At 58.5% G+C, this 17736-nt stretch carries 18 protein-coding genes; 10 read left to right on the top strand and 8 right to left on the bottom strand.

All coding sequences use genetic code 11. From position 1 onward, the window contains the following. Positions 1 to 13: 13 nt before the first annotated feature. From SJY13_RS01935 to aqpZ, 4 genes are all read left to right on the top strand, one after another. Entirely contained in the window at positions 14 to 1339 is a 1326-nt protein-coding gene (locus tag SJY13_RS01935) for a M23 family metallopeptidase (RefSeq protein ID WP_085820862.1), read from the top strand. Continuing rightward, the gene (locus tag SJY13_RS01930) at positions 1329 to 1829 is read left to right on the top strand and encodes a bactofilin family protein (protein ID WP_085820863.1); all 501 of its coding nucleotides are present in this window, start codon (positions 1329 to 1331) and stop codon (positions 1827 to 1829) included. The genes SJY13_RS01935 and SJY13_RS01930 overlap by 11 nt, the downstream gene beginning before the upstream one ends. A gap of 121 nt (positions 1830 to 1950) precedes the next feature. After that, positions 1951 to 2760: a M90 family metallopeptidase gene (locus tag SJY13_RS01925; RefSeq protein WP_377187014.1), complete on the top strand. Its 810-nt coding sequence runs from the start codon at positions 1951 to 1953 to the stop codon at positions 2758 to 2760. 90 nt (positions 2761 to 2850) lie between these two features. Further along, on the top strand, positions 2851 to 3537 hold the full coding sequence (gene aqpZ, locus SJY13_RS01920) for an aquaporin Z (protein WP_377187011.1): 687 nt from the start codon (positions 2851 to 2853) through the stop codon (positions 3535 to 3537). 52 nt (positions 3538 to 3589) lie between these two features. Here aqpZ and SJY13_RS01915 read toward each other — a convergent pair whose 3' ends face one another. Further along, the gene (locus SJY13_RS01915; protein ID WP_377187006.1) at positions 3590 to 4138 is read right to left on the bottom strand and encodes a peptidylprolyl isomerase; all 549 of its coding nucleotides are present in this window, start codon (positions 4136 to 4138) and stop codon (positions 3590 to 3592) included. Then, complete coding sequence (locus tag SJY13_RS01910; RefSeq protein ID WP_085820867.1) at positions 4131 to 4637, bottom strand: peptidylprolyl isomerase; 507 nt, start codon at positions 4635 to 4637, stop codon at positions 4131 to 4133. The genes SJY13_RS01915 and SJY13_RS01910 overlap by 8 nt, the downstream gene beginning before the upstream one ends. A gap of 134 nt (positions 4638 to 4771) precedes the next feature. On the opposite strand from SJY13_RS01910, the gene SJY13_RS01905 reads away from it, so the two are divergent. The 5 genes from SJY13_RS01905 to SJY13_RS01885 all read left to right on the top strand — a co-directional run bounded on the left by SJY13_RS01905 (position 4772) and on the right by SJY13_RS01885 (position 10208). Continuing rightward, the gene (locus SJY13_RS01905; RefSeq protein WP_377187002.1) at positions 4772 to 5962 is read left to right on the top strand and encodes a phosphoglycerate kinase; all 1191 of its coding nucleotides are present in this window, start codon (positions 4772 to 4774) and stop codon (positions 5960 to 5962) included. Positions 5963 to 6088: 126 nt separating this feature from the next. Further along, positions 6089 to 6388 (top strand): FtsB family cell division protein, encoded by a 300-nt coding sequence (locus SJY13_RS01900; RefSeq protein WP_377186999.1) that lies wholly within the window; start codon positions 6089 to 6091, stop codon positions 6386 to 6388. Between the two features lie 133 nt (positions 6389 to 6521). Then, the gene (gene pdhA / locus SJY13_RS01895) at positions 6522 to 7511 is read left to right on the top strand and encodes a pyruvate dehydrogenase (acetyl-transferring) E1 component subunit alpha (protein WP_085820869.1); all 990 of its coding nucleotides are present in this window, start codon (positions 6522 to 6524) and stop codon (positions 7509 to 7511) included. A gap of 15 nt (positions 7512 to 7526) precedes the next feature. Then, on the top strand, positions 7527 to 8897 hold the full coding sequence (locus SJY13_RS01890) for a pyruvate dehydrogenase complex E1 component subunit beta (RefSeq protein WP_377186995.1): 1371 nt from the start codon (positions 7527 to 7529) through the stop codon (positions 8895 to 8897). Between the two features lie 12 nt (positions 8898 to 8909). Continuing rightward, entirely contained in the window at positions 8910 to 10208 is a 1299-nt protein-coding gene (locus SJY13_RS01885) for a pyruvate dehydrogenase complex dihydrolipoamide acetyltransferase (RefSeq protein ID WP_085820871.1), read from the top strand. 70 nt (positions 10209 to 10278) lie between these two features. Here the strand turns inward: SJY13_RS01885 and cysE are convergent, their stop codons facing one another. Continuing rightward, positions 10279 to 11088, bottom strand: coding sequence for a serine O-acetyltransferase (gene cysE, locus SJY13_RS01880; RefSeq protein WP_085820872.1), 810 nt, complete (start codon positions 11086 to 11088; stop codon positions 10279 to 10281). An 84-nt stretch (positions 11089 to 11172) separates the two neighbouring features. On the opposite strand from cysE, the gene SJY13_RS01875 reads away from it, so the two are divergent. Continuing rightward, entirely contained in the window at positions 11173 to 11511 is a 339-nt protein-coding gene (locus SJY13_RS01875; RefSeq protein WP_377186990.1) for a TraR/DksA family transcriptional regulator, read from the top strand. On the opposite strand, the gene SJY13_RS01870 is transcribed toward SJY13_RS01875, so the two are convergent. From SJY13_RS01870 to SJY13_RS01850, 5 genes are read right to left on the bottom strand one after another with little or no spacing between them, the layout of a single operon-like run. After that, the gene (locus SJY13_RS01870; RefSeq protein WP_377186987.1) at positions 11492 to 11788 is read right to left on the bottom strand and encodes a DUF7742 family protein; all 297 of its coding nucleotides are present in this window, start codon (positions 11786 to 11788) and stop codon (positions 11492 to 11494) included. The genes SJY13_RS01875 and SJY13_RS01870 overlap by 20 nt on opposite strands. Positions 11789 to 11797: 9 nt before the next feature. Continuing rightward, entirely contained in the window at positions 11798 to 15763 is a 3966-nt protein-coding gene (locus SJY13_RS01865) for a baseplate multidomain protein megatron (RefSeq protein WP_377186984.1), read from the bottom strand. Continuing rightward, positions 15764 to 16210, bottom strand: a complete 447-nt coding sequence (locus SJY13_RS01860) for an NlpC/P60 family protein (protein ID WP_377186981.1) — start codon at positions 16208 to 16210, stop codon at positions 15764 to 15766. Further along, positions 16207 to 17094 (bottom strand): DUF2163 domain-containing protein, encoded by an 888-nt coding sequence (locus SJY13_RS01855; RefSeq protein ID WP_377186978.1) that lies wholly within the window; start codon positions 17092 to 17094, stop codon positions 16207 to 16209. The genes SJY13_RS01860 and SJY13_RS01855 overlap by 4 nt, the downstream gene beginning before the upstream one ends. Next, the gene (locus SJY13_RS01850; protein ID WP_377186975.1) at positions 17094 to 17726 is read right to left on the bottom strand and encodes a phage distal tail protein, Rcc01695 family; all 633 of its coding nucleotides are present in this window, start codon (positions 17724 to 17726) and stop codon (positions 17094 to 17096) included. Before SJY13_RS01850 ends, SJY13_RS01855 begins: the two co-directional genes overlap by 1 nt. Positions 17727 to 17736 lie beyond the last annotated feature (10 nt).

Here is a 17736-nt window from a genome sequence, read left to right as displayed (position 1 = left end):
GAGGTAAGGACGCGTGCGAACCCGTCTTGCAATCAAATTACACTCGCTGCTCGAGCGGCATTTCCCGGAACGCCGGGTCTTTCTGAAATCTGACAATGACACACGGTTCATCCGGCTCAGTTCGGAAACTCAGTTATTTGCTGTCGCCGGGGTTGCAGTGATCGTTGGCTGGACCACGGTTGCAACGGCAATCCTGCTTATGGACAGCATCGGATCAGGCAATTTCCGGGAACAGGCAAAACGCGATCAGGCGACCTATCAAGACCGCCTGAATATCCTATCGACAGAGCGCGACTCGCGCGCCCATGAAGCTCTGGCAGCACAAGACCGCTTTAATGCGGCGCTGGAGCAGATCTCGGCGATGCAATCGGAACTGTTGGCATCGGAAAATCGCCGCCGCGAGTTGGAAACCGGAATCGAAGTCATCCAGACGACCCTGCGCGCCACCATGAAACAGCGCGAAGATGCCCGGACCGAGCTGGCCAAAATGCAGCAGGATGGCGGTGACAGCGACATGTATATGGCTTCGGCCGCAGCCCCCCAACAGATGGGTTTCATGACCGAGGCTTTGGTCCGTACTGCCGAAGAACGCGATCAGATCGCCGCCAATGCCCAGAACGCGCTGGACCAGCGGGACGAGCTTGAGCTGGAAATCCAGCTGATGCAGGAACGCAGCGATGAGATTTTCCGTCAGCTGGAAGAGGCCATGGTGATCTCGGTCGAACCGCTGGACAAGATGTTCCGCCAGGCCGGTATGCCCACCGACCGCATAATCGAAGAAGTGCGGCGCGGATACAGCGGTATGGGCGGCCCGCTGACCCCTTTATCCTTCAGCACGCGCGGTGAGGACCTGACCCCCGACGAGATCCGCGCAAACACTCTGCTGCAACAGATGGATCAGCTGAACCTGTACCGTATTGCAGCCGAAAAAGCGCCTTTTGCCAGCCCCGTGAATTCCGTCGTGCGGTTCACCAGCGGCTTTGGCACCAGGCGTGATCCCAAAACCGGTGGCCGCCGCATGCATAACGGTGTGGACTTCGCCGGAGCAACAGGAACGGACATCTTTGCAACCGCCGATGGAGTGGTGACGCACGCGGGCTGGCAGTCCGGTTTCGGACGTCTGGTAAAAATCAGGCACGCGTTTGGAATTGAGACACTTTACGCCCATAACACCAAGATACGGGTCAAGGTTGGTCAAAGGGTCTCGCGCGGGGATCATATTGCTGATATGGGTAGCACCGGACGGTCTACCGGCACGCATCTGCACTATGAGGTGCGTGCAAACGGAAAACCAGTTAACCCAATGACTTACATCAAGGCTGCGAGAAATGTTTTCTAAGAGCAAAATCAACGAGCCCGGAACCAACGCCCCCGAGGCAGCCAAGCCTGCCGCTCCGGCCACACCGGCAACCCCCGCACCGGCGGAAACCAAGGCCAGCACCGCGCCCAAGCCCAAGCCTCCGGCGTCGGTTTTGTCCTCTGACCTGCACATCACCGGCAACCTGAAGACGTCGGGTGACATTCAGGTCGAAGGCACGGTCGAAGGCGATATCCGCGCACATCTGCTGACCATCGGCGAAACCGCGACGATCAAAGGCGAAGTCACTGCCGATGACGTGGTCATCAATGGCCGCATCGTAGGCCGCGTCCGTGGCCTGAAGGTGCGCCTGACCTCGACCGCACGGGTCGAAGGCGACATCATCCACAAGACCATCGCAATCGAAAGCGGCGCGCATTTCGAAGGTTCCGTACAACGTCAGGACGACCCGCTGAACCCGGGCCGCAGCGGCAAATCGGGCGCCAATCCGGCGGCTGAAGTCAAGCAGTAACGCCAAGCGATATCAGACGAGCAAAGCGCCGCAGCCTAGCCTGCGGCGTTTTTCATTTGACGGGCTGACTTGATCATAAACTCCGGTTCCAAGCCCAGAATGGTCCGTATAGAGTTCTGACATGTTGATCTTTTTTGCCCTTCTGCTGATAGTCGCAGGCTTTTTTCTGTATCGCCATTGGTCCAAGTCCCAGGCCCGTCATCAGCTTTTGGCCACCCCCCTGACAGACCATCAACGCGCCATCATCGACCTGCAGGTGCCGCTTGTTCGGCGACTTCCAACCGATTTGCGGGCCAATCTGGACGGCAAGGTCAACCTGTTTCTGGATCAGGTCAGCTTTTATGGCTGTGACGGGCTGGACGTTACCGAAGAGATGCAGCTAGCCATTGCCGCACAGGCCTGCCTGCTGATCGTCAACAGCGACCTCTGGTACGACCATCTGACCACCATCCTGATCTATCCCAGCGCCTTTAAGTCCCGGCAGCGCAGGCAGGACGGCTATGTCGTCAGCGAAAAAGAGATCGTGCGCACCGGCGAAAGCTGGGACCGCGGTCCCGTGATCCTGTCCTGGTCTCATAGCGCGCAAGGGGCGCTGGATGACCGGGACGGCCAGAATGTCGTGCTGCACGAGTTTGCCCATCAGATTGATGACCTGTCCGGCGGCACCAACGGTGTCCCAATCCTGAGCAACGGGCAGAGCTTTGCCGAATGGGAACGCGTCTTTTTGACCGCCTATGACGCCCATGTACGCGCGGTGGAAACAGGCCAGCATACGGTCATCGACCCCTATGGCGCAGTAGGCCATGAAGAGTTTTTTGCGGTTTCCGTCGAAGTCTTCTTTGAACAGCCCCGACAATTGAAGAAGGCCGTGCCCGAGGTGTATGGCCAGCTGTCCAAACTGTTCCGGCTGGACCCGTCCACTTGGGAATAAGCCCCAGCGGCGCAGGCCCAATTCCAGAAAATTTAACAAAAAAGGTTTTTTGAATTACACTGAAACCTATTGTTTTCAGGAGGGCTTTTCATGTCATCAAAACTCATGGCCGAATTCTTCGGTACGTTCTGGCTGGTGCTGGGTGGTTGCGGAAGCGCTGTACTGGCGGCAGGCGTTGCGGATGTCGGTATCGGCTGGCTGGGTGTTTCCTTTGCCTTTGGCCTGACCGTCCTGACCATGGCCTATGCGGTCGGTCACATCTCTGGCGGGCATTTCAACCCGGCGGTCAGTCTGGGCTTGATGATCGGAGGCAGGTTCCCGGCCAAAGACCTGCTGCCCTATTGGATCGCGCAGGTGATCGGAGCAATCTTGGCGGCAACAGTACTGTATGTGATCGTCAGCGGCGCGCCCGGGTTCGAAGGTGTCGGCGGATTTGCCTCGAACGGGTATGGGGTCGCGTCACCCGAGGGCTATTCGTTGATGTCCGCGCTTGTGATCGAGATCGTCCTAACCGCGTTCTTCATCATGATCATTCTAGGCGCCACATCTGAAAGAGCACCCGCAGGCTTCGCCCCGATTGCCATCGGGTTGGGCCTGACGCTGATCCACCTGATCTCGATCCCGGTGACAAACACGTCCGTGAACCCGGCACGGTCCACAGGGGTTGCCCTGTTCGCCGATGGCCCAGCGCTTGCGCAACTGTGGCTGTTCTGGGTGGCTCCCCTGATCGGCGGCGCAATCGGTGCGCTGATCTGGAAGGCTATGGGCGAAGATTAACCGTCCACGTCAGAAAAAGACCCCGAAGCGATATACGTTTCGGGGCCTTTTTTTATTCGATTGGCTTCACGCTTTTCATCACATCAGGTTGACCGATGACCGCGCCATTTGGGCCATCGCCCCGCTTGATCGCATCCACAACCTCCATTCCGCCAGTCACCTCACCCACAACGGTGTATTGACCATCCAGAAACGGGCCCGGAGCAAACATGATGAAGAATTGTGAATTGGCGCTTTCGGGATCCTGAGCCCGTGCCATGCCGATCACACCGCGATCAAATGAGATATCCGAAAACTCGGCCGGCAGATCGGGCCGGTCGGACCCTCCGGTCCCCGCACGGCGCATGTCACCACCCAGCTTGCCGTGCTCGACATCACCGGTCTGAGCCATAAAGCCGTCGATGACCCGATGAAAGACGACCCCGTCATACTTGCCTTCGCCAGCCAGTGTCGAAATCTGCTCGACATGTTTGGGGGCTATGTCCTCGAACAGATCGACGGTGATGGTGCCGTTGGCCCCTTCGCCCTCGATCTCGATCTCAAGGCCTGTGGCCAGCGCGGGGCTGGCCATCAGGGCAAATACAGCAGCCAGTTTATACATCTGCCGCGACCTTGACGCTGATCATGCGGTCCGGGTTCGCAGGCGGTTCACCTTTGGTTATGGCGTCCACATGCTCCATCCCATCAATCACGCGGCCATAAACTGTGTACTGACCGTTCAGGAAGTGGTTGTCCTTGAAATTGATGAAGAACTGCGAGTTTGCCGAATCCGGGTTCTGCGACCGTGCCGCGCCCAGGGTGCCACGATCATGCGGCAGCTTCGAGAACTCAGCCGGTACATTCGGCAGCGAAGAACCGCCCGTGCCTGCCATGCGCAGGTTGAACCCATCTTCCATATCGCCGTGCTGCACATCACCGGTCTGGGCCATGAAGCCGTCGATCACACGGTGAAAAGCCACGTTGTCATATTCACCACCGCGTGCCAGTTCTTTCATCCGGGCGCTGTGCTGCGGAGCAACATCCGGCAGCAGCTCGATGACGACGTTGCCGCCCGTCAGTTCGACGATGATTGTGTTTTCGGGATCCTTGATCTCGGCCATTAGGCCCTCCTGTCATTAGTCTTGGGCAAATACCTATTCCCCGGGCGCGTGAAAGCCAAGTGACGCATTGACCTGAAGGCAAAATGCAGGAAAAGAACCGCCTAAACCCTATTCACATTTCCGAGGAATGCACCATGAGCTGGAAGACACTGGACGATATGGACCTGAACGGCAAACGCGTGCTGGTGCGCGTTGATATCAATGTTCCGGTTGTGGACGGGGTTGTAACCGATGCTACGCGCATTCAACGTATCGTGCCATCGGTCAAAGACATCCTTTCGGCTGGCGGCAAGCCGATCCTGCTTGCTCATTTCGGACGTCCGGGCGGCGAACGGCGCGAGAACCTGTCGCTGAAACAGCTGGTCCCGACGCTTGAAGCAGCTTTCGGCGTCGAGGTTCTGTTTGCCGCCGATTGCGTCGGCACCGCGGCCGAACTGGCCGCTGAACAACTGCAACCCGGTCAGGTCCTGCTGTTGGAAAACACCCGCTTCCACGCCGCAGAAACCAAAAACGACGCAGATCTTGCTGCGGGAATGGCCAAACTGGGCGAGGCCTACTGCAACGACGCGTTCTCGGCCGCGCACCGCGCGCACAGCTCGACCGAAGCCATTGCGCGCCTGCTGCCGGCCTGTGCCGGACGCTTGATGCAGGCCGAGCTGGAAGCACTTGAAGGTGCTCTTGGAGCACCCAAACGGCCCGTTACTGCAGTTGTTGGGGGGGCGAAGGTTTCGACCAAGCTGGAACTTCTGGGCAATCTTGTCGACAAAGTAGACTATCTGGTGATTGGCGGTGGCATGGCCAACACCTTTCTGGTCGCCAAGGGCCTGAACGTCGGCAAGTCTTTGGCCGAAACCGCAATGAAAGACATGGCTGTCGAGATTTTGGCCAAGGCCGAAAACTCTGGGTGTACGATAGTCCTGCCTGTCGACATTGTGGTCGCTGAAAAGTTCGAAGCCGACGCCCCACATCAGGTTTTGCCCGCTGATCAATGCACCAATGACGGCATGATCCTGGATGCCGGACCGGAAAGCGTTGCCGCCATCACCGAGATTTTCGCCAAAAGCCAGACCCTGATCTGGAATGGCCCGCTTGGCGCGTTCGAGATTGAACCTTTTGATGCCGCCACCAACGCAGCCGCCCTGAAAGCCGCAGCACTTACGCGATCCGGGCAGCTGATTGCGGTTGCTGGTGGCGGGGACACGGTCGCGGCGCTGAACGCATCGGGTGCGGCCAAGGATTTCTCTTACATCTCAACCGCGGGTGGTGCTTTCCTTGAATGGATGGAAGGCAAGGCATTGCCCGGGGTTGCGGCACTGGAAGGCTGAAAAATACCGCCACACCACATTTTGTCGAATCAGGGGATTCACAAGCCGAATCACCTGTGACATAGTGCAAACAGATGCCCGCAAAGGGCACGTTTTTGAGGCAGACTTCATACGGCGGTAAACAGAGTGTCCCGTTCCCATCGGCCCGGTTTGGGCGCAGTCTTTTTCTTCATGGTAGCGTTTATGCTGGGTGTGTATTTCACCTTTGCTGCCGTGCAGGGCGACTATGGCCTGTTCCGACGGGTCGAGATTGCAGCGGAACGGGACGCTCTGTCGCGCGATCTTGCCAAGCTTGACGGCGAGATCACCGAGATGGAAAACCTGACGCGCCGCCTGTCTGACACCTATCTGGATCTGGACCTTCTGGATCAACAGGCGCGCTCGGTTCTGGGCATGATCCGCTCGGATGAGATCGTAATCCGCTGATCCTCACATACTGCAACAGATAGGCTGCGCGGGCGCTGTCGCTGCGTCACATTTCCCCTCGCCAGAATGCCCGAAATGCTTTATGAAATAGTTTAACGCTAAACTATCTTGCCGAGAGGGGGAGATCGCCACTATGGCTGCGCGAAAAACCACAAAGAAACCAAATGTTTCTGCGGAAGAACTGACCACCTTTTATCGCGAGATGCTGCTGATCCGCCGATTCGAGGAAAAGGCAGGCCAGCTGTATGGCATGGGTCTGATTGGCGGCTTCTGTCACCTTTATATCGGGCAAGAAGCCGTTGTTGTCGGCCTGGAGGCTGCGGCCGAAGAAGGTGACAAGCGGATCACCTCATACCGCGATCACGGCCACATGCTGGCCTGCGGAATGGAACCCGGCGGCGTGATGGCCGAACTGACCGGACGCGAGGGTGGATTGTCCAAGGGCAAAGGCGGCTCTATGCACATGTTCTCGAAAGAGAAGAACTTCTACGGTGGTCATGGCATCGTTGCTGCCCAGGTACCTCTGGGTGCTGGTCTTGCCTTTGCCGACAAGTACAAGGGTAATGGACGTGTGACCTTTGCCTATTTCGGCGACGGTGCGGCGAACCAGGGTCAGGTTTATGAAACCTTTAACATGGCTGCACTTTGGGACCTGCCCGTTGTGTTTGTGATCGAGAACAACCAATACGCCATGGGCACCTCTCAGGCGCGCTCGACCTCGACCAAGGACATCTACCATCGCGGCGAGGCCTTTGGCATCCCGGGTGAGATCGTCAACGGCATGGATGTTCTGGCGGTCAAAGAAGCCGGTGAAAAGGCTGTGGCCCACTGCCGTGCTGGTAAGGGCCCCTACATTCTGGAAATCAAAACCTACCGCTATCGCGGCCATTCGATGTCCGACCCGGCCAAGTACCGCACCCGCGAAGAGGTTCAGAAAGTCCGGGAACAAAGCGACCCCATCGAACATGTGCGCGAGCTGCTCCTGTCCGGCAAACACGCAAGCGAGGATGATCTGAAGGCGATCGACAAAGAGATCAAAGAGATCGTCAATCAGGCCGCAGAATTCTCGAAAGAAAGCCCCGAGCCGTCGCTGGACGAGCTCTGGACAGATATCTACGCCTGAGAGGACGAATAAGACATGGCAACCGAAATTCTCATGCCCGCCCTTTCACCAACGATGGAAGAAGGCACATTGGCCAAATGGCTGGTCAAAGAAGGCGACACCGTATCAAGCGGCGACATCATGGCCGAGATTGAAACCGACAAGGCGACAATGGAGTTCGAAGCCGTCGATGAAGGCATCGTTGGTAAAATCCTGATCGCTGAAGGCACCGAGGGGGTCAAGGTAAATACCCCCATCGCGGTTCTGATCGAAGAAGGCGAAGACGCCTCCGCCCTGCCCGTGGCTGCGCCCGCAGCCGCAGCAGTGACCGAGGCCGCCCCTGCGGCGGTTGAGGCCGCTGCTTCTGCGTCGGCCCCCGCCGCACCGGTGGTGGACCACTCGCCCGACTGGCCCGCAGATGCCGAGATGACGCAAGTGACCGTGCGCGAGGCTTTGCGTGATGCAATGGCCGAGGAAATGCGCGGCGACGAAGATGTTTTCCTGATGGGCGAAGAAGTCGCCGAATATCAGGGCGCATACAAAATCTCGCAAGGTCTGCTGGACGAATTCGGCGGCAAACGCGTGATCGACACGCCAATCACCGAACACGGGTTCACTGGTATTGCGGTTGGGTCCGCCATGGCTGGATTGAAGCCAATTGTCGAGTTCATGACCTTCAACTTCGCGATGCAGGCGATGGACCAGATCATCAACTCGGCTGCCAAGACACTTTACATGTCCGGCGGTCAGATGGGATGTCCAATCGTGTTCCGGGGTCCTAACGGGGCTGCAGCGCGCGTCGCAGCCCAGCACTCTCAGGATTACACGGCATGGTACATGCAGGTGCCAGGGCTGAAAGTGGTCGCACCTTATTCGGCAGCAGATGCCAAAGGCCTGCTGAAATCCGCCATTCGCGATCCCAACCCGGTGGTCTTTCTGGAAAACGAAATCCTCTACGGTCGATCCTTCGACATGCCAAAGGTGGATGACCTGACCATCCCGCTGGGCAAGGCCCGCATCTGGCGCGAAGGCTCGGACGTGACAATCGTCAGCTTTGGCATCGGCATGCAGTTCGCGCTGGAAGCCGCGGACAAGCTGGCCGAAGACGGCATCAGTGCCGAGGTGATCGACTTGCGCACCATCCGCCCGATGGACACCGGTGCGATCATCAATTCGGTGATGAAAACCAACCGTTTGGTGACCGTCGAAGAAGGTTGGCCGCAGGGCTCGGTCGGCAGCTACATCTCATCCGTGGTGATGCAGGAAGCGTTCGACTACCTCGACGCGCCCGTCATCAACTGCACCGGCAAGGACGTGCCCATGCCCTATGCCGCGAATCTCGAAAAACTGGCGCTGGTGACCACCGATGAGGTGATCGCCGCCGTCAAGCAAGTGACTTACCGGTAAGGAGCGACACAGATGCCCACAGAAATTCTGATGCCCGCCCTTTCACCGACGATGGAGGAAGGCACGCTTGCCAAATGGCTGGTTAAGGAAGGCGACACCGTCTCCTCTGGCGACCTGCTGGCCGAGATCGAAACCGACAAGGCCACGATGGAGTTCGAGGCCGTGGACGAAGGCACCATTGGCAAGATCCTGATCGCTGAGGGAACCGAAGGGGTCAAGGTTAACACCATCATTGCGGTTCTGCTGGAAGATGGCGAAAGCGCTGGTGATATCGCGACAACTCCCGCCACGACGCCCGAAGCGGCACCTGCCGCCGCGGGCAACGAGGCGGCCGCGCCAGCGGCCCCCGAGGCGCCTGCACCAGCCCCGGCCTCTCCAATCAAGGCGGATGGTGGACGTGTTTTTGCGTCACCTCTGGCCCGTAGGATTGCTGCACAGAAAGGTCTCGATCTGGGGCAGATCATCGGTTCCGGCCCGCATGGGCGTATTGTGAAAGTCGATGTCGAAGGTGCAACTGCCACGGCTCCGGTTGCGGCACCTGCCGTTGCTGCCGCAGCGCCCGCTGCCCCAGTTCCGGCTGGACCTTCGGCGGATGCCGTCGCGCGGATGTATGAAGGGCGTGAATACGAAGAAATCAAGCTGGACGGTATGCGCAAGATCATTGCTGCGCGCCTGTCCGAGGCCAAGCAGACCATCCCGCATTTCTATCTGCGCCGCGACATCAAGCTGGATGCCCTGCTGAAATTCCGCAGCCAGCTAAACAAACAGCTGGAAGCGCGCGGCGTAAAGCTGAGTGTCAACGACTTCATCATCAAAGCCGTCGCCAACGCGTTGCAACAGGTTCCCGCCTGTAATGCTGTCTGGGCGGGCGACCGGGTACTGCAATTGAAACCGTCCGATGTGGCCGTTGCGGTTGCCATCGAAGGCGGGCTGTTCACCCCAGTGCTTCAGGATGCCGACACCAAATCTCTGTCCGCGCTGTCGACCGAAATGAAGGACCTCGCCGGGCGTGCACGCGAACGTAAACTGGCACCGCATGAATACCAGGGCGGCACCTTCGCTGTTTCGAACCTGGGCATGTTCGGCATCGACAATTTCGACGCCATCGTGAACCCGCCCCATTCGGGCATTCTGGCCGTCGGAACAGGTGTGAAAAAGCCGGTTGTGGGCGATGACGGAGAACTGACCGTTGCAACCGTCATGTCCGTCACCATGTCGGTCGATCACCGGGTTATTGACGGTGCTCTGGGTGCGCAGTTGCTGCAGGCGATTGTCGACAATCTGGAAAACCCGATGGTCATGCTGGCCTGATACGGAATCTGATCAATAAAAAAGGCCGCTTCACTCAATGAGGCGGCCTTTTTTGTCTGTTGGTTCAGGCTTACTGGTCCTTGCCCAACATATGATCCATCGAGATCGAGGGCTGGTCGCACCCGGCCTCACCGACAATCTTGGCGGGAATTCCGGCAACGGTTTTGCAGGCTGGAACCTCTTGCAACACAACAGAGCCAGCTGCGATGCGGCTGCAAGGCCCCACTTCGATATTGCCCAACACCTTGGCACCAGCCCCGATCAGCACGCCATCACCGATCGTCGGATGACGCTGCTCTTCTTCTTTGCCAGTTCCACCCAGAGTGACCGAATGCAGCATCGAAACGTTGTCGCCAACGATAGCTGTTTCACCGATCACAATCGAATGTGCGTGGTCGATCATGATGCCCTTGCCGATTTTGGCGGCCGGGTGAATGTCGATGCCAAAAATCTCGGACGAGCGCATCTGGAAGAAATATGCAAGGTCATGTCGCCCCTTGTTCCACAGCCAGTGGGCAACGCGATAGGCCTGCATCGCCTGATAGCCCTTGAAGTACAGGATCGGCTGCAGCAGGCGGTGGCACGCTGGGTCGCGCTCGTAAACTGCCATCAGATCGGCGCGTGCCGCCTCTAGCAGTTTCGGATCGTCGGCATAAGCCTCATCGACGATTTCACGCAGCACCATCATCGACATTTCGTTCGAGCACAGCTTGGCTGCGACCCGATAGGACAAAGCCCTCTCAAGGCTGCGGTGGTGCAGAATACAGGCATGGACCAGCCCACCCATCAGTGGCTCGTCTTCGACGGCCGCCTGAGCTTCGGTCGCTATGCGGTTCCAGACCGGGTCGACAGAGGTAACCTGACTGCGCTTTTCCAACATGGCTTTTGATCCTTTGCTGCGCCTAGAATGCCATTTAGTTACAAAAACACCAAACGCAAACCCGTGAACTGCAGGGTAACGAAAATGAATGACACTGTGTTGGCAGAATTCAAAGCGCGAATAAAGGCACGATTGTCAGCATTGGCCGAGCAATCCGATTCTGGAAAAAAGGCTCAGGCCGTTGTCGAACTGGACCAGCAAGCCGTTGGCAGGTTGAGCAGAATGGACGCCCTTCAAAGCCAGGCCATGGCCAAGGCCCAACAAGCCAATCGCGACCTTGAAACGCATCGGTTGCAGATCGCGCTGAGCCGAATTCAAGAAGGTGAGTTCGGATACTGCGAAGATTGCGGCGATGAGATACCGGCTGGCCGGTTAAACCTGGATCTTGCTGCGACCAAATGTGTCAGCTGTGCGTCCGGGTAAGCTGACGCTCGATCAAATGCCGCAGAACCAACTCAAAGCACTGGCAATATTGCAGATTGTCGAAACTGGGTTCCTCCGCCAACTGCCGATTGCGGGCTGCAGCCATCAGGGACCCATTGCCGAACAAAGGATGCAACCGCCCCGTCTGACCGACATGTTTGTCGGCCAGTTCAGCTTCGCAGATCATGCGGGCGCACAGGCGATCGCGATCCTCTCGCGGCGCGATCAACAAGACTTGCGCCGCCGCAGTGACATCGCCGTGAAGGATCGGACGCATGCTAGAGGGTCACCTGACTGTCAGGTGGGCGAACAAGCCAGGCCCATAGCTGGCTGAGACCTGCGCCACCTGAACGTCGTAGGTACCGTTCACTCCATCAGTCGCCTTCATTGCCGCTGTATATAGCCAGATTGGCTCAGTCACGATCTGTTCCCGAACCTGCGCACCATTGGCCCAGACTTGTACGATGTAGGATTCGCTCTCTTCAGCAAGCGGTACCTCAAGACCGGCCCAATCGTCGCCGTCCAGCCGTGTACGTCGAATCCACGTCAGGTGATCCCCGGTAGAAGATCGCGTCGCCTGCACATGCACAGGCGCGTAGGGCCGCAATCCATTCCCCTCAAACGCCTCGACATGATGCGAAAATGAAGGGTCGTCGTAGCCGCGTGTTGCCGGACCGATGCGATAGTGCTTTGCCACCCGCCGCTCTGATCGCAGCAAGCCGGTCTGATAGACCCGCTGGTCCAACAAGACGAACGTCGATCCTTCCGGCCAGATATCCGGCATATTGGCATCGGTTCCCAACTGCCCGCGCAGACGTCCGGACAGGGTGTAGACGCCAGACTCTTGCAGCGACGCATCGGCGAACTGAAAAACCTCCCAATTGCCGGGCGTTCCATCCCCAATCGCGGCTAGGTTGGCACCATTCAACAGCGCTGCGCGCGGGCGCGATGTCAACACCCCTCCGATCAGTTTGACGCGCAATGGCGCACCTTCGTCCCAGATGCCTGCGCTGGCTCGTCTCAGTGGCGTATCCGTGAACCCAATGACCGCCTGACCCGAGATCACCTCTTGCAGAGTGTAATCTTCGTCACTTGCTGCCGAATAGACAGCGACATTGCCAGGCCAAGGGTTTGCTGTCGTTGCCAGATAGGGCGCATGCGGCACTTCCGACCCCGTGATCAGCGGCAAGTCCATGAACAGAGGCAGAACCGGAACAGGCGCCACAAATGGCTTTTCTGTCACGACATCGTCGGGCAGGTCGGCTGGTGCATAAACTGCAGGCTCGATCCGAACTGCATCCGCCAATTGCAAGTCCGCCTGTTCCAGACGGTCAATGCGATAGCGCGCACTACCACCTTCTCCGGTCAGTTGCACGACATCTCCGGCCCCCACGTGCAGCATCGATGGCGGCAATGCAAAGCGGGCAGTCTCTCGCGAAACCCGCGCCTCACTCAGCCACCGTTCAACGGTTTGGCGCCCCTCGCCCCGGGTCAGGGATAAGGGCATCTCATTCACCGATACGGTTTGGGTTTGGGTGTCGGGCAAGACAGCCTCCTCCGACACGATATCGTAGTCTGAATCCGATTGCACAAAGCGCAGACGAACACGGCCCGTCATCTCGGCCTCGGCCTCTCGGCGGTATTCGACGCGGCCATCGATATCAGAACTGTCTGCCAACTGCTGAGCATCCAGATCAATCGCACCGCGACCATCACGCATCTGAAACAGCAACACACCGTCGCGTTCGATGGCGTCGAACCCATAGCGCAGCATCAGCGGCTGCAAGGCTGCGCGCGCGCTTGAGACGTCTTCGACCGCGTATCCGCGGACGACCCCGTACAGGCGCGAGACATCGATGTCCGTCACGCCAGCCCCATGGCAAATTTCGGTAACTACAGAGGCCAGCGTGCGTGACCCGGATCGTCCGTTCAGCCAATGACCGCGCGCATAGTTCGCCCCGTCGCTCCACTGGCTGAGCAGATTGGGAAAGGTCGGATATGGGCGGGCGTCCCAGGCCCAGACATAGGCATTGGCCATGTCGATCATCCGACCGCCATAGGCATCTGACACTGGGTTGAACTTGGGGTTCGACCAATAGCCCAACATGGCACTCAGATACTGTGTCTGAATGAAATCGTCGCGCAGCCCGTTCGAGTACCGCGGCAGGCTGGATTCCGAGGATTTGGGGTCCAGAAACTTGTTCGGCTGGTTGGTGCCCTTGTCCACCGCCGCACAGCCAAGTTCGGTGAACCAGATCGGCTTGGAGCCCGGCACCCACTGGGTCCGGTTGCTTTGACGAACTCCAGCTATCCGCTCGTGATGCGGCTGCGACCACCAGTTGCGCATGTCTTTGTAACGCCAGACCCACGGCTCGTCATGGTCCGCATCTTCAATGGGCGTGCGTATCTGGGCCTTTGCTTCTTCGGGCGAGGCATAATACCAGTCATACCCCTCGCCGCCTTCAATGTTGCCGCGCAAGTACTTGATATCATAGATCGCATCTGCACCGGCTTTAACGTCCAGGTGATCCTCGCCATCCCGCCAGTCAGACAAAGGCATGTAATTGTCGATGCCGATGAAATCGATATTGTCATCGGCCCATAGTGGATCCAAATGAAAGTACCGGTCGCCGCTTCCATCATTTGGTTGATAACCGAAATATTCGCTCCAATCCGCCGCGTATCCGATTTTAGTGCCGGACCCCAAAATCGCGCGGGCTTCAGCTGCAAGCGCACGCAATTGCGCCACAGCTGGAAACCCGGAAAACCCACGAATTTGGGTCAGACCTCGCATTTCCGAGCTGATGCAGAATGAATCCACACCCCCCGCTGCCTTGCACAGTGCTGCATAATGCAGAATGAACCGGCGCAGGCTCCATTCCTGGGGTCCAGTATAGGATACGATCCCATCGCCGATAGAAAAGTCGCTGGCGCGGGCTTGCCCAAAGAACGAGGCAACCTGACTGTCCGCCGCCGCGGTCTGATCCGGTGAGCCATTTTGGCCAGGTGCCTTGCTCAGAGTGATGCGTCCTCGCCAGGGCAGATGCGGCTGGTTCGGGGCGTCAGACCACGGATTGGGCAGGCCGTTGCCGCGCAATTGATCCATCAGGATAAACGGATAGAACATCACGCGCTTGCCTGACGTCTTTAGGTGCCGGATCGCCTGCACCACCGAGGCATCCGCTGGCGTGGCTCCATACACAGGGCGTTGGTCGTCGGACACCAACATCTCAGCCGCGCTGCGGTTTACCCCGGCCACGCTCCAGGGCATGTTCTTGCCCTCGATGGTCTTGTGCAAAACCTTCGGCTTTAGCTGACAATGCCCACAGCGCAAATCATTGCCGAACCAGGACACGATCAACGAAGCCGCGTCGCAGGCCGGCAACTCGGTCTGCAAGGCCCGGGTCGACGTTACCAGATCCGGCAGACCGGACGCGGAATGGACATTGGCCGCCCAGCTCTGCCCCGGCCCTTTGGAGTAGTTCACCTGCGTACTGGCCAAAGCATATTCACCGGTGCCCGGCATAAGCGCAACGCCCCGGACGGTTCTGGACAAGGCTGCCCCGGTACGCGGCAACCCGGATTGTTCCTGCCGCACCACTTCGAACGAAAACTGCGGCACCCGATTACCAAAGTCCGCCAGCTGCAGATCCTCGACCACAACGTAAGCCGTCCCGCGATAGGCCGGGACATTTCCGGCCCCTTCGACGGATTCGATCAACGGGTCTGGCAATTGATTGCTCGCGCCGTGGCAAACGCGCAAATTCAGCCCAGCGCGCTCCAGCTCTTCACCATCGGCCCAGATACGCGAGACATCGGCGATGTATCCCTCACCCACTGCGATCGCCAGAGAGATCGAATAACTGTAGCTGTGGGTTGTCGCCGTCACCTCGGGTGGTTTGGGTGAACCTTTGCCACCGCCCCCACCAGATTGCGTCGTGGAACTGGTGCTTTTGGTTTCCAGAAAGTCCGAAGCCCAGATCACCTGACCGCCGACCCGCATCCGCCCATAAATCGTGGCAACGGGCGCGCCTTCTCCAGATTCGGTCAGGCGAAACCGGTCAAGACGACCGGTTTCGACAACTTCGCTGCCCCCGCCCATAACGGATTGGCTCATCAAACGCTGGTCAATGACCCGCCCCAGTGTCGCACCAATCGCCCGACCGATAACCGCAGTCGACAAGCCCGCCACAGTGCCACCAAGAGCGCCACCAAGCGCAGCCCCAGCTGCAGAAAGTACAATTGTAGCCATTCACATGTCCTCCAGCGGGAATTCAAAACAGGCGACAACCCGTCGCCGCCACGGCTCGCTCAGAGCGTTTTCGACCACGCCGTACCCGGAATAGGCGTGCACGAAACGGGGGACGTCCCCCGTTTCGCTGACGATCCCAACGTGTTTGGCGACACGGCCCTGACGCATTCGAAACAGCAAAACATCGCCGGGTTCGGGTTGATCAGGGCGTTTTTCAACAAGATGCCGGTGTGCGGCGGCCCACATGCGCTCGTCCCCCTGCGGTTCAGACCAGTCCATGCTGTATGTCGGCACCACCTCGGGCTCTTGCCCAAGCTGCGCGCGCCACACACCACGCAGCAGGCCCAGGCAATCCGTGCCTGCACCTTTGACCGAGGCCTGGTGAACATAGGGCGTCCCCAGCCAGCTGCGTGCCTCGTCCACGATCTTTTGCCGCAGAACACTCATCGCAGGCTCCCTCCTGAATTCGAATTGCCTTTCTTCGGCACAGCCATGACCCAGTCTTCGCCCGGCAGGTCCGGGAAACCTTGAAAATTCAACACGTTGTTGAACTTCTTTCTGCACGTATCCATTGTTTTGCTGCAGCCGGCAGTCAATTTGACCCGATCACCAACCGCCAGGCCGCCGCTAATCCCGGACCACAGGGTGACATTCCGCCCACCCTCAACCCGCCTGTCCTGCTTGATTGAGGCCCAAAGCCCCGCTGCCTTGCCAGACACAACATCCAATCTACCGCGTTTGAACCACGCACCATCCGGTGCAGTTGCGCCTTTCAGTCGTAGGACACTCGACCCGGTCAAAGCCACGATCTCAGCCGTGGCTTGGTACCCCGGTGCCTTGACGTTGAACTTACACGCACCATCCCCCAGAACGGCGGTACAAGGCTTTTGATAGATCCGCCCCATCGGACGGTTCAAAAGGTCCGTCAGACCACGCAATTCAGCGTGAAAGGCTCCGCCCCCACGTCGCAACTCACCGATTGAGCCCCTGAACTGCAGCATGCGCTGATCAGGTGCGGCCCAGTTCACCAACCAGGCACGAACCTCAGCCCCGTCGAACCGACCTGCCTCGATATCGTCTTCCGTCACGGCGGCATCAGACAGTGCCCCCATCGCCTCGGAATTGTCGATGGACAGACCGGTGGCTTGCTCAATCGCTGTCGCGGTCAAGCCCGAGCTTGCCTTGAAGGCTATCCCGCCAAAGCTCAGCTCCATATCGTGGTCAGTAAAGCCATAGACCTGCCCGTCCTGGCGCGTGATGGCCCAGCACCGGCATGTTGTGGTCAACCCGCTTTGCAGATGGGTCTGCAGACCTTGTTTATCCCCGCCCATCAGACACGCACCTCGACCACCGGGACGTTTGGCACGTCACCTGCCTGAAAGCTGGCTACGCTGGTCTGGATCTTATCCGTGTCAAAGCGGACCGGGACGTCGAACTCAAATCCAGCTGTGATTTCTACCTGCTCGGGCGGTGGATCTGCAAACGTGACCAACCCGCGCGAGAGGTCGACCTCAAAATCGACGCCTTCGCGCACCTCATCCTGCTCAAGGCCCAGCTTTACTGTTCCCAATACAGGCTTGAGGATAGGACGGACATAACTAAAACCACCTGAGTTATAAGTCTTAACAATTTGAAACTCTGTCTGTTTTCCATTTCCACGCGCAATTACCTGGTCGCCCTTGTCGATGTCTGCCGTGGCAGGCCCAGACTTGTAGTCCGACCAGTCTTTCCAGCGGAACCCGAACATCTGTCCCTGTCGCGCCTCGAAAAACGCAATCAGCGTCTCGACATCATCCAGCGACCGCATCCCCAGCCCGGCATCATAGCGCCGACGCGAATGGGCCCATGGCGTATTGCGTTCTTCGAATCCGTTGGCCAGCGTCACGATATCCGTGCGCCGCTCGGGACCACCGACCGAGCCAAAGCTCAGGCTGGCAGGAAATCTCACTTCGTGGAAATTCATGGCCTGCTCC

The sequence above is a fragment of the Ruegeria meonggei genome, from assembly GCF_042768335.1.
In the GTDB taxonomy this organism is placed as follows: Bacteria; Pseudomonadota; Alphaproteobacteria; order Rhodobacterales; family Rhodobacteraceae; genus Ruegeria; species Ruegeria meonggei.
This window is presented reverse-complemented; position numbering and strand designations above follow the sequence as displayed.

Bases quoted from the DNA above. Each gene is read 5' to 3' on its own strand.
- SJY13_RS01930 (WP_085820863.1), top strand. From the start codon at position 1,329: ATGTTTTCTAAGAGCAAAATCAACGAGCCCGGAACCAACGCCCCCGAG.
- SJY13_RS01925 (WP_377187014.1), top strand. From the start codon at position 1,951: ATGTTGATCTTTTTTGCCCTTCTGCTGATAGTCGCAGGCTTTTTTCTG.
- aqpZ (WP_377187011.1), top strand. From the start codon at position 2,851: ATGTCATCAAAACTCATGGCCGAATTCTTCGGTACGTTCTGGCTGGTG.
- SJY13_RS01915 (WP_377187006.1), bottom strand. From the start codon at position 4,138: ATGTATAAACTGGCTGCTGTATTTGCCCTGATGGCCAGCCCCGCGCTG.
- SJY13_RS01910 (WP_085820867.1), bottom strand. From the start codon at position 4,637: ATGGCCGAGATCAAGGATCCCGAAAACACAATCATCGTCGAACTGACG.
- SJY13_RS01905 (WP_377187002.1), top strand. From the start codon at position 4,772: ATGAGCTGGAAGACACTGGACGATATGGACCTGAACGGCAAACGCGTG.
- pdhA (WP_085820869.1), top strand. From the start codon at position 6,522: ATGGCTGCGCGAAAAACCACAAAGAAACCAAATGTTTCTGCGGAAGAA.
- SJY13_RS01890 (WP_377186995.1), top strand. From the start codon at position 7,527: ATGGCAACCGAAATTCTCATGCCCGCCCTTTCACCAACGATGGAAGAA.
- SJY13_RS01885 (WP_085820871.1), top strand. From the start codon at position 8,910: ATGCCCACAGAAATTCTGATGCCCGCCCTTTCACCGACGATGGAGGAA.
- cysE (WP_085820872.1), bottom strand. From the start codon at position 11,088: ATGTTGGAAAAGCGCAGTCAGGTTACCTCTGTCGACCCGGTCTGGAAC.
- SJY13_RS01875 (WP_377186990.1), top strand. From the start codon at position 11,173: ATGAATGACACTGTGTTGGCAGAATTCAAAGCGCGAATAAAGGCACGA.
- SJY13_RS01870 (WP_377186987.1), bottom strand. From the start codon at position 11,788: ATGCGTCCGATCCTTCACGGCGATGTCACTGCGGCGGCGCAAGTCTTG.
- SJY13_RS01865 (WP_377186984.1), bottom strand. From the start codon at position 15,763: ATGGCTACAATTGTACTTTCTGCAGCTGGGGCTGCGCTTGGTGGCGCT.
- SJY13_RS01860 (WP_377186981.1), bottom strand. From the start codon at position 16,210: ATGAGTGTTCTGCGGCAAAAGATCGTGGACGAGGCACGCAGCTGGCTG.
- SJY13_RS01855 (WP_377186978.1), bottom strand. From the start codon at position 17,094: ATGGGCGGGGATAAACAAGGTCTGCAGACCCATCTGCAAAGCGGGTTG.
- SJY13_RS01850 (WP_377186975.1), bottom strand. From the start codon at position 17,726: ATGAATTTCCACGAAGTGAGATTTCCTGCCAGCCTGAGCTTTGGCTCG.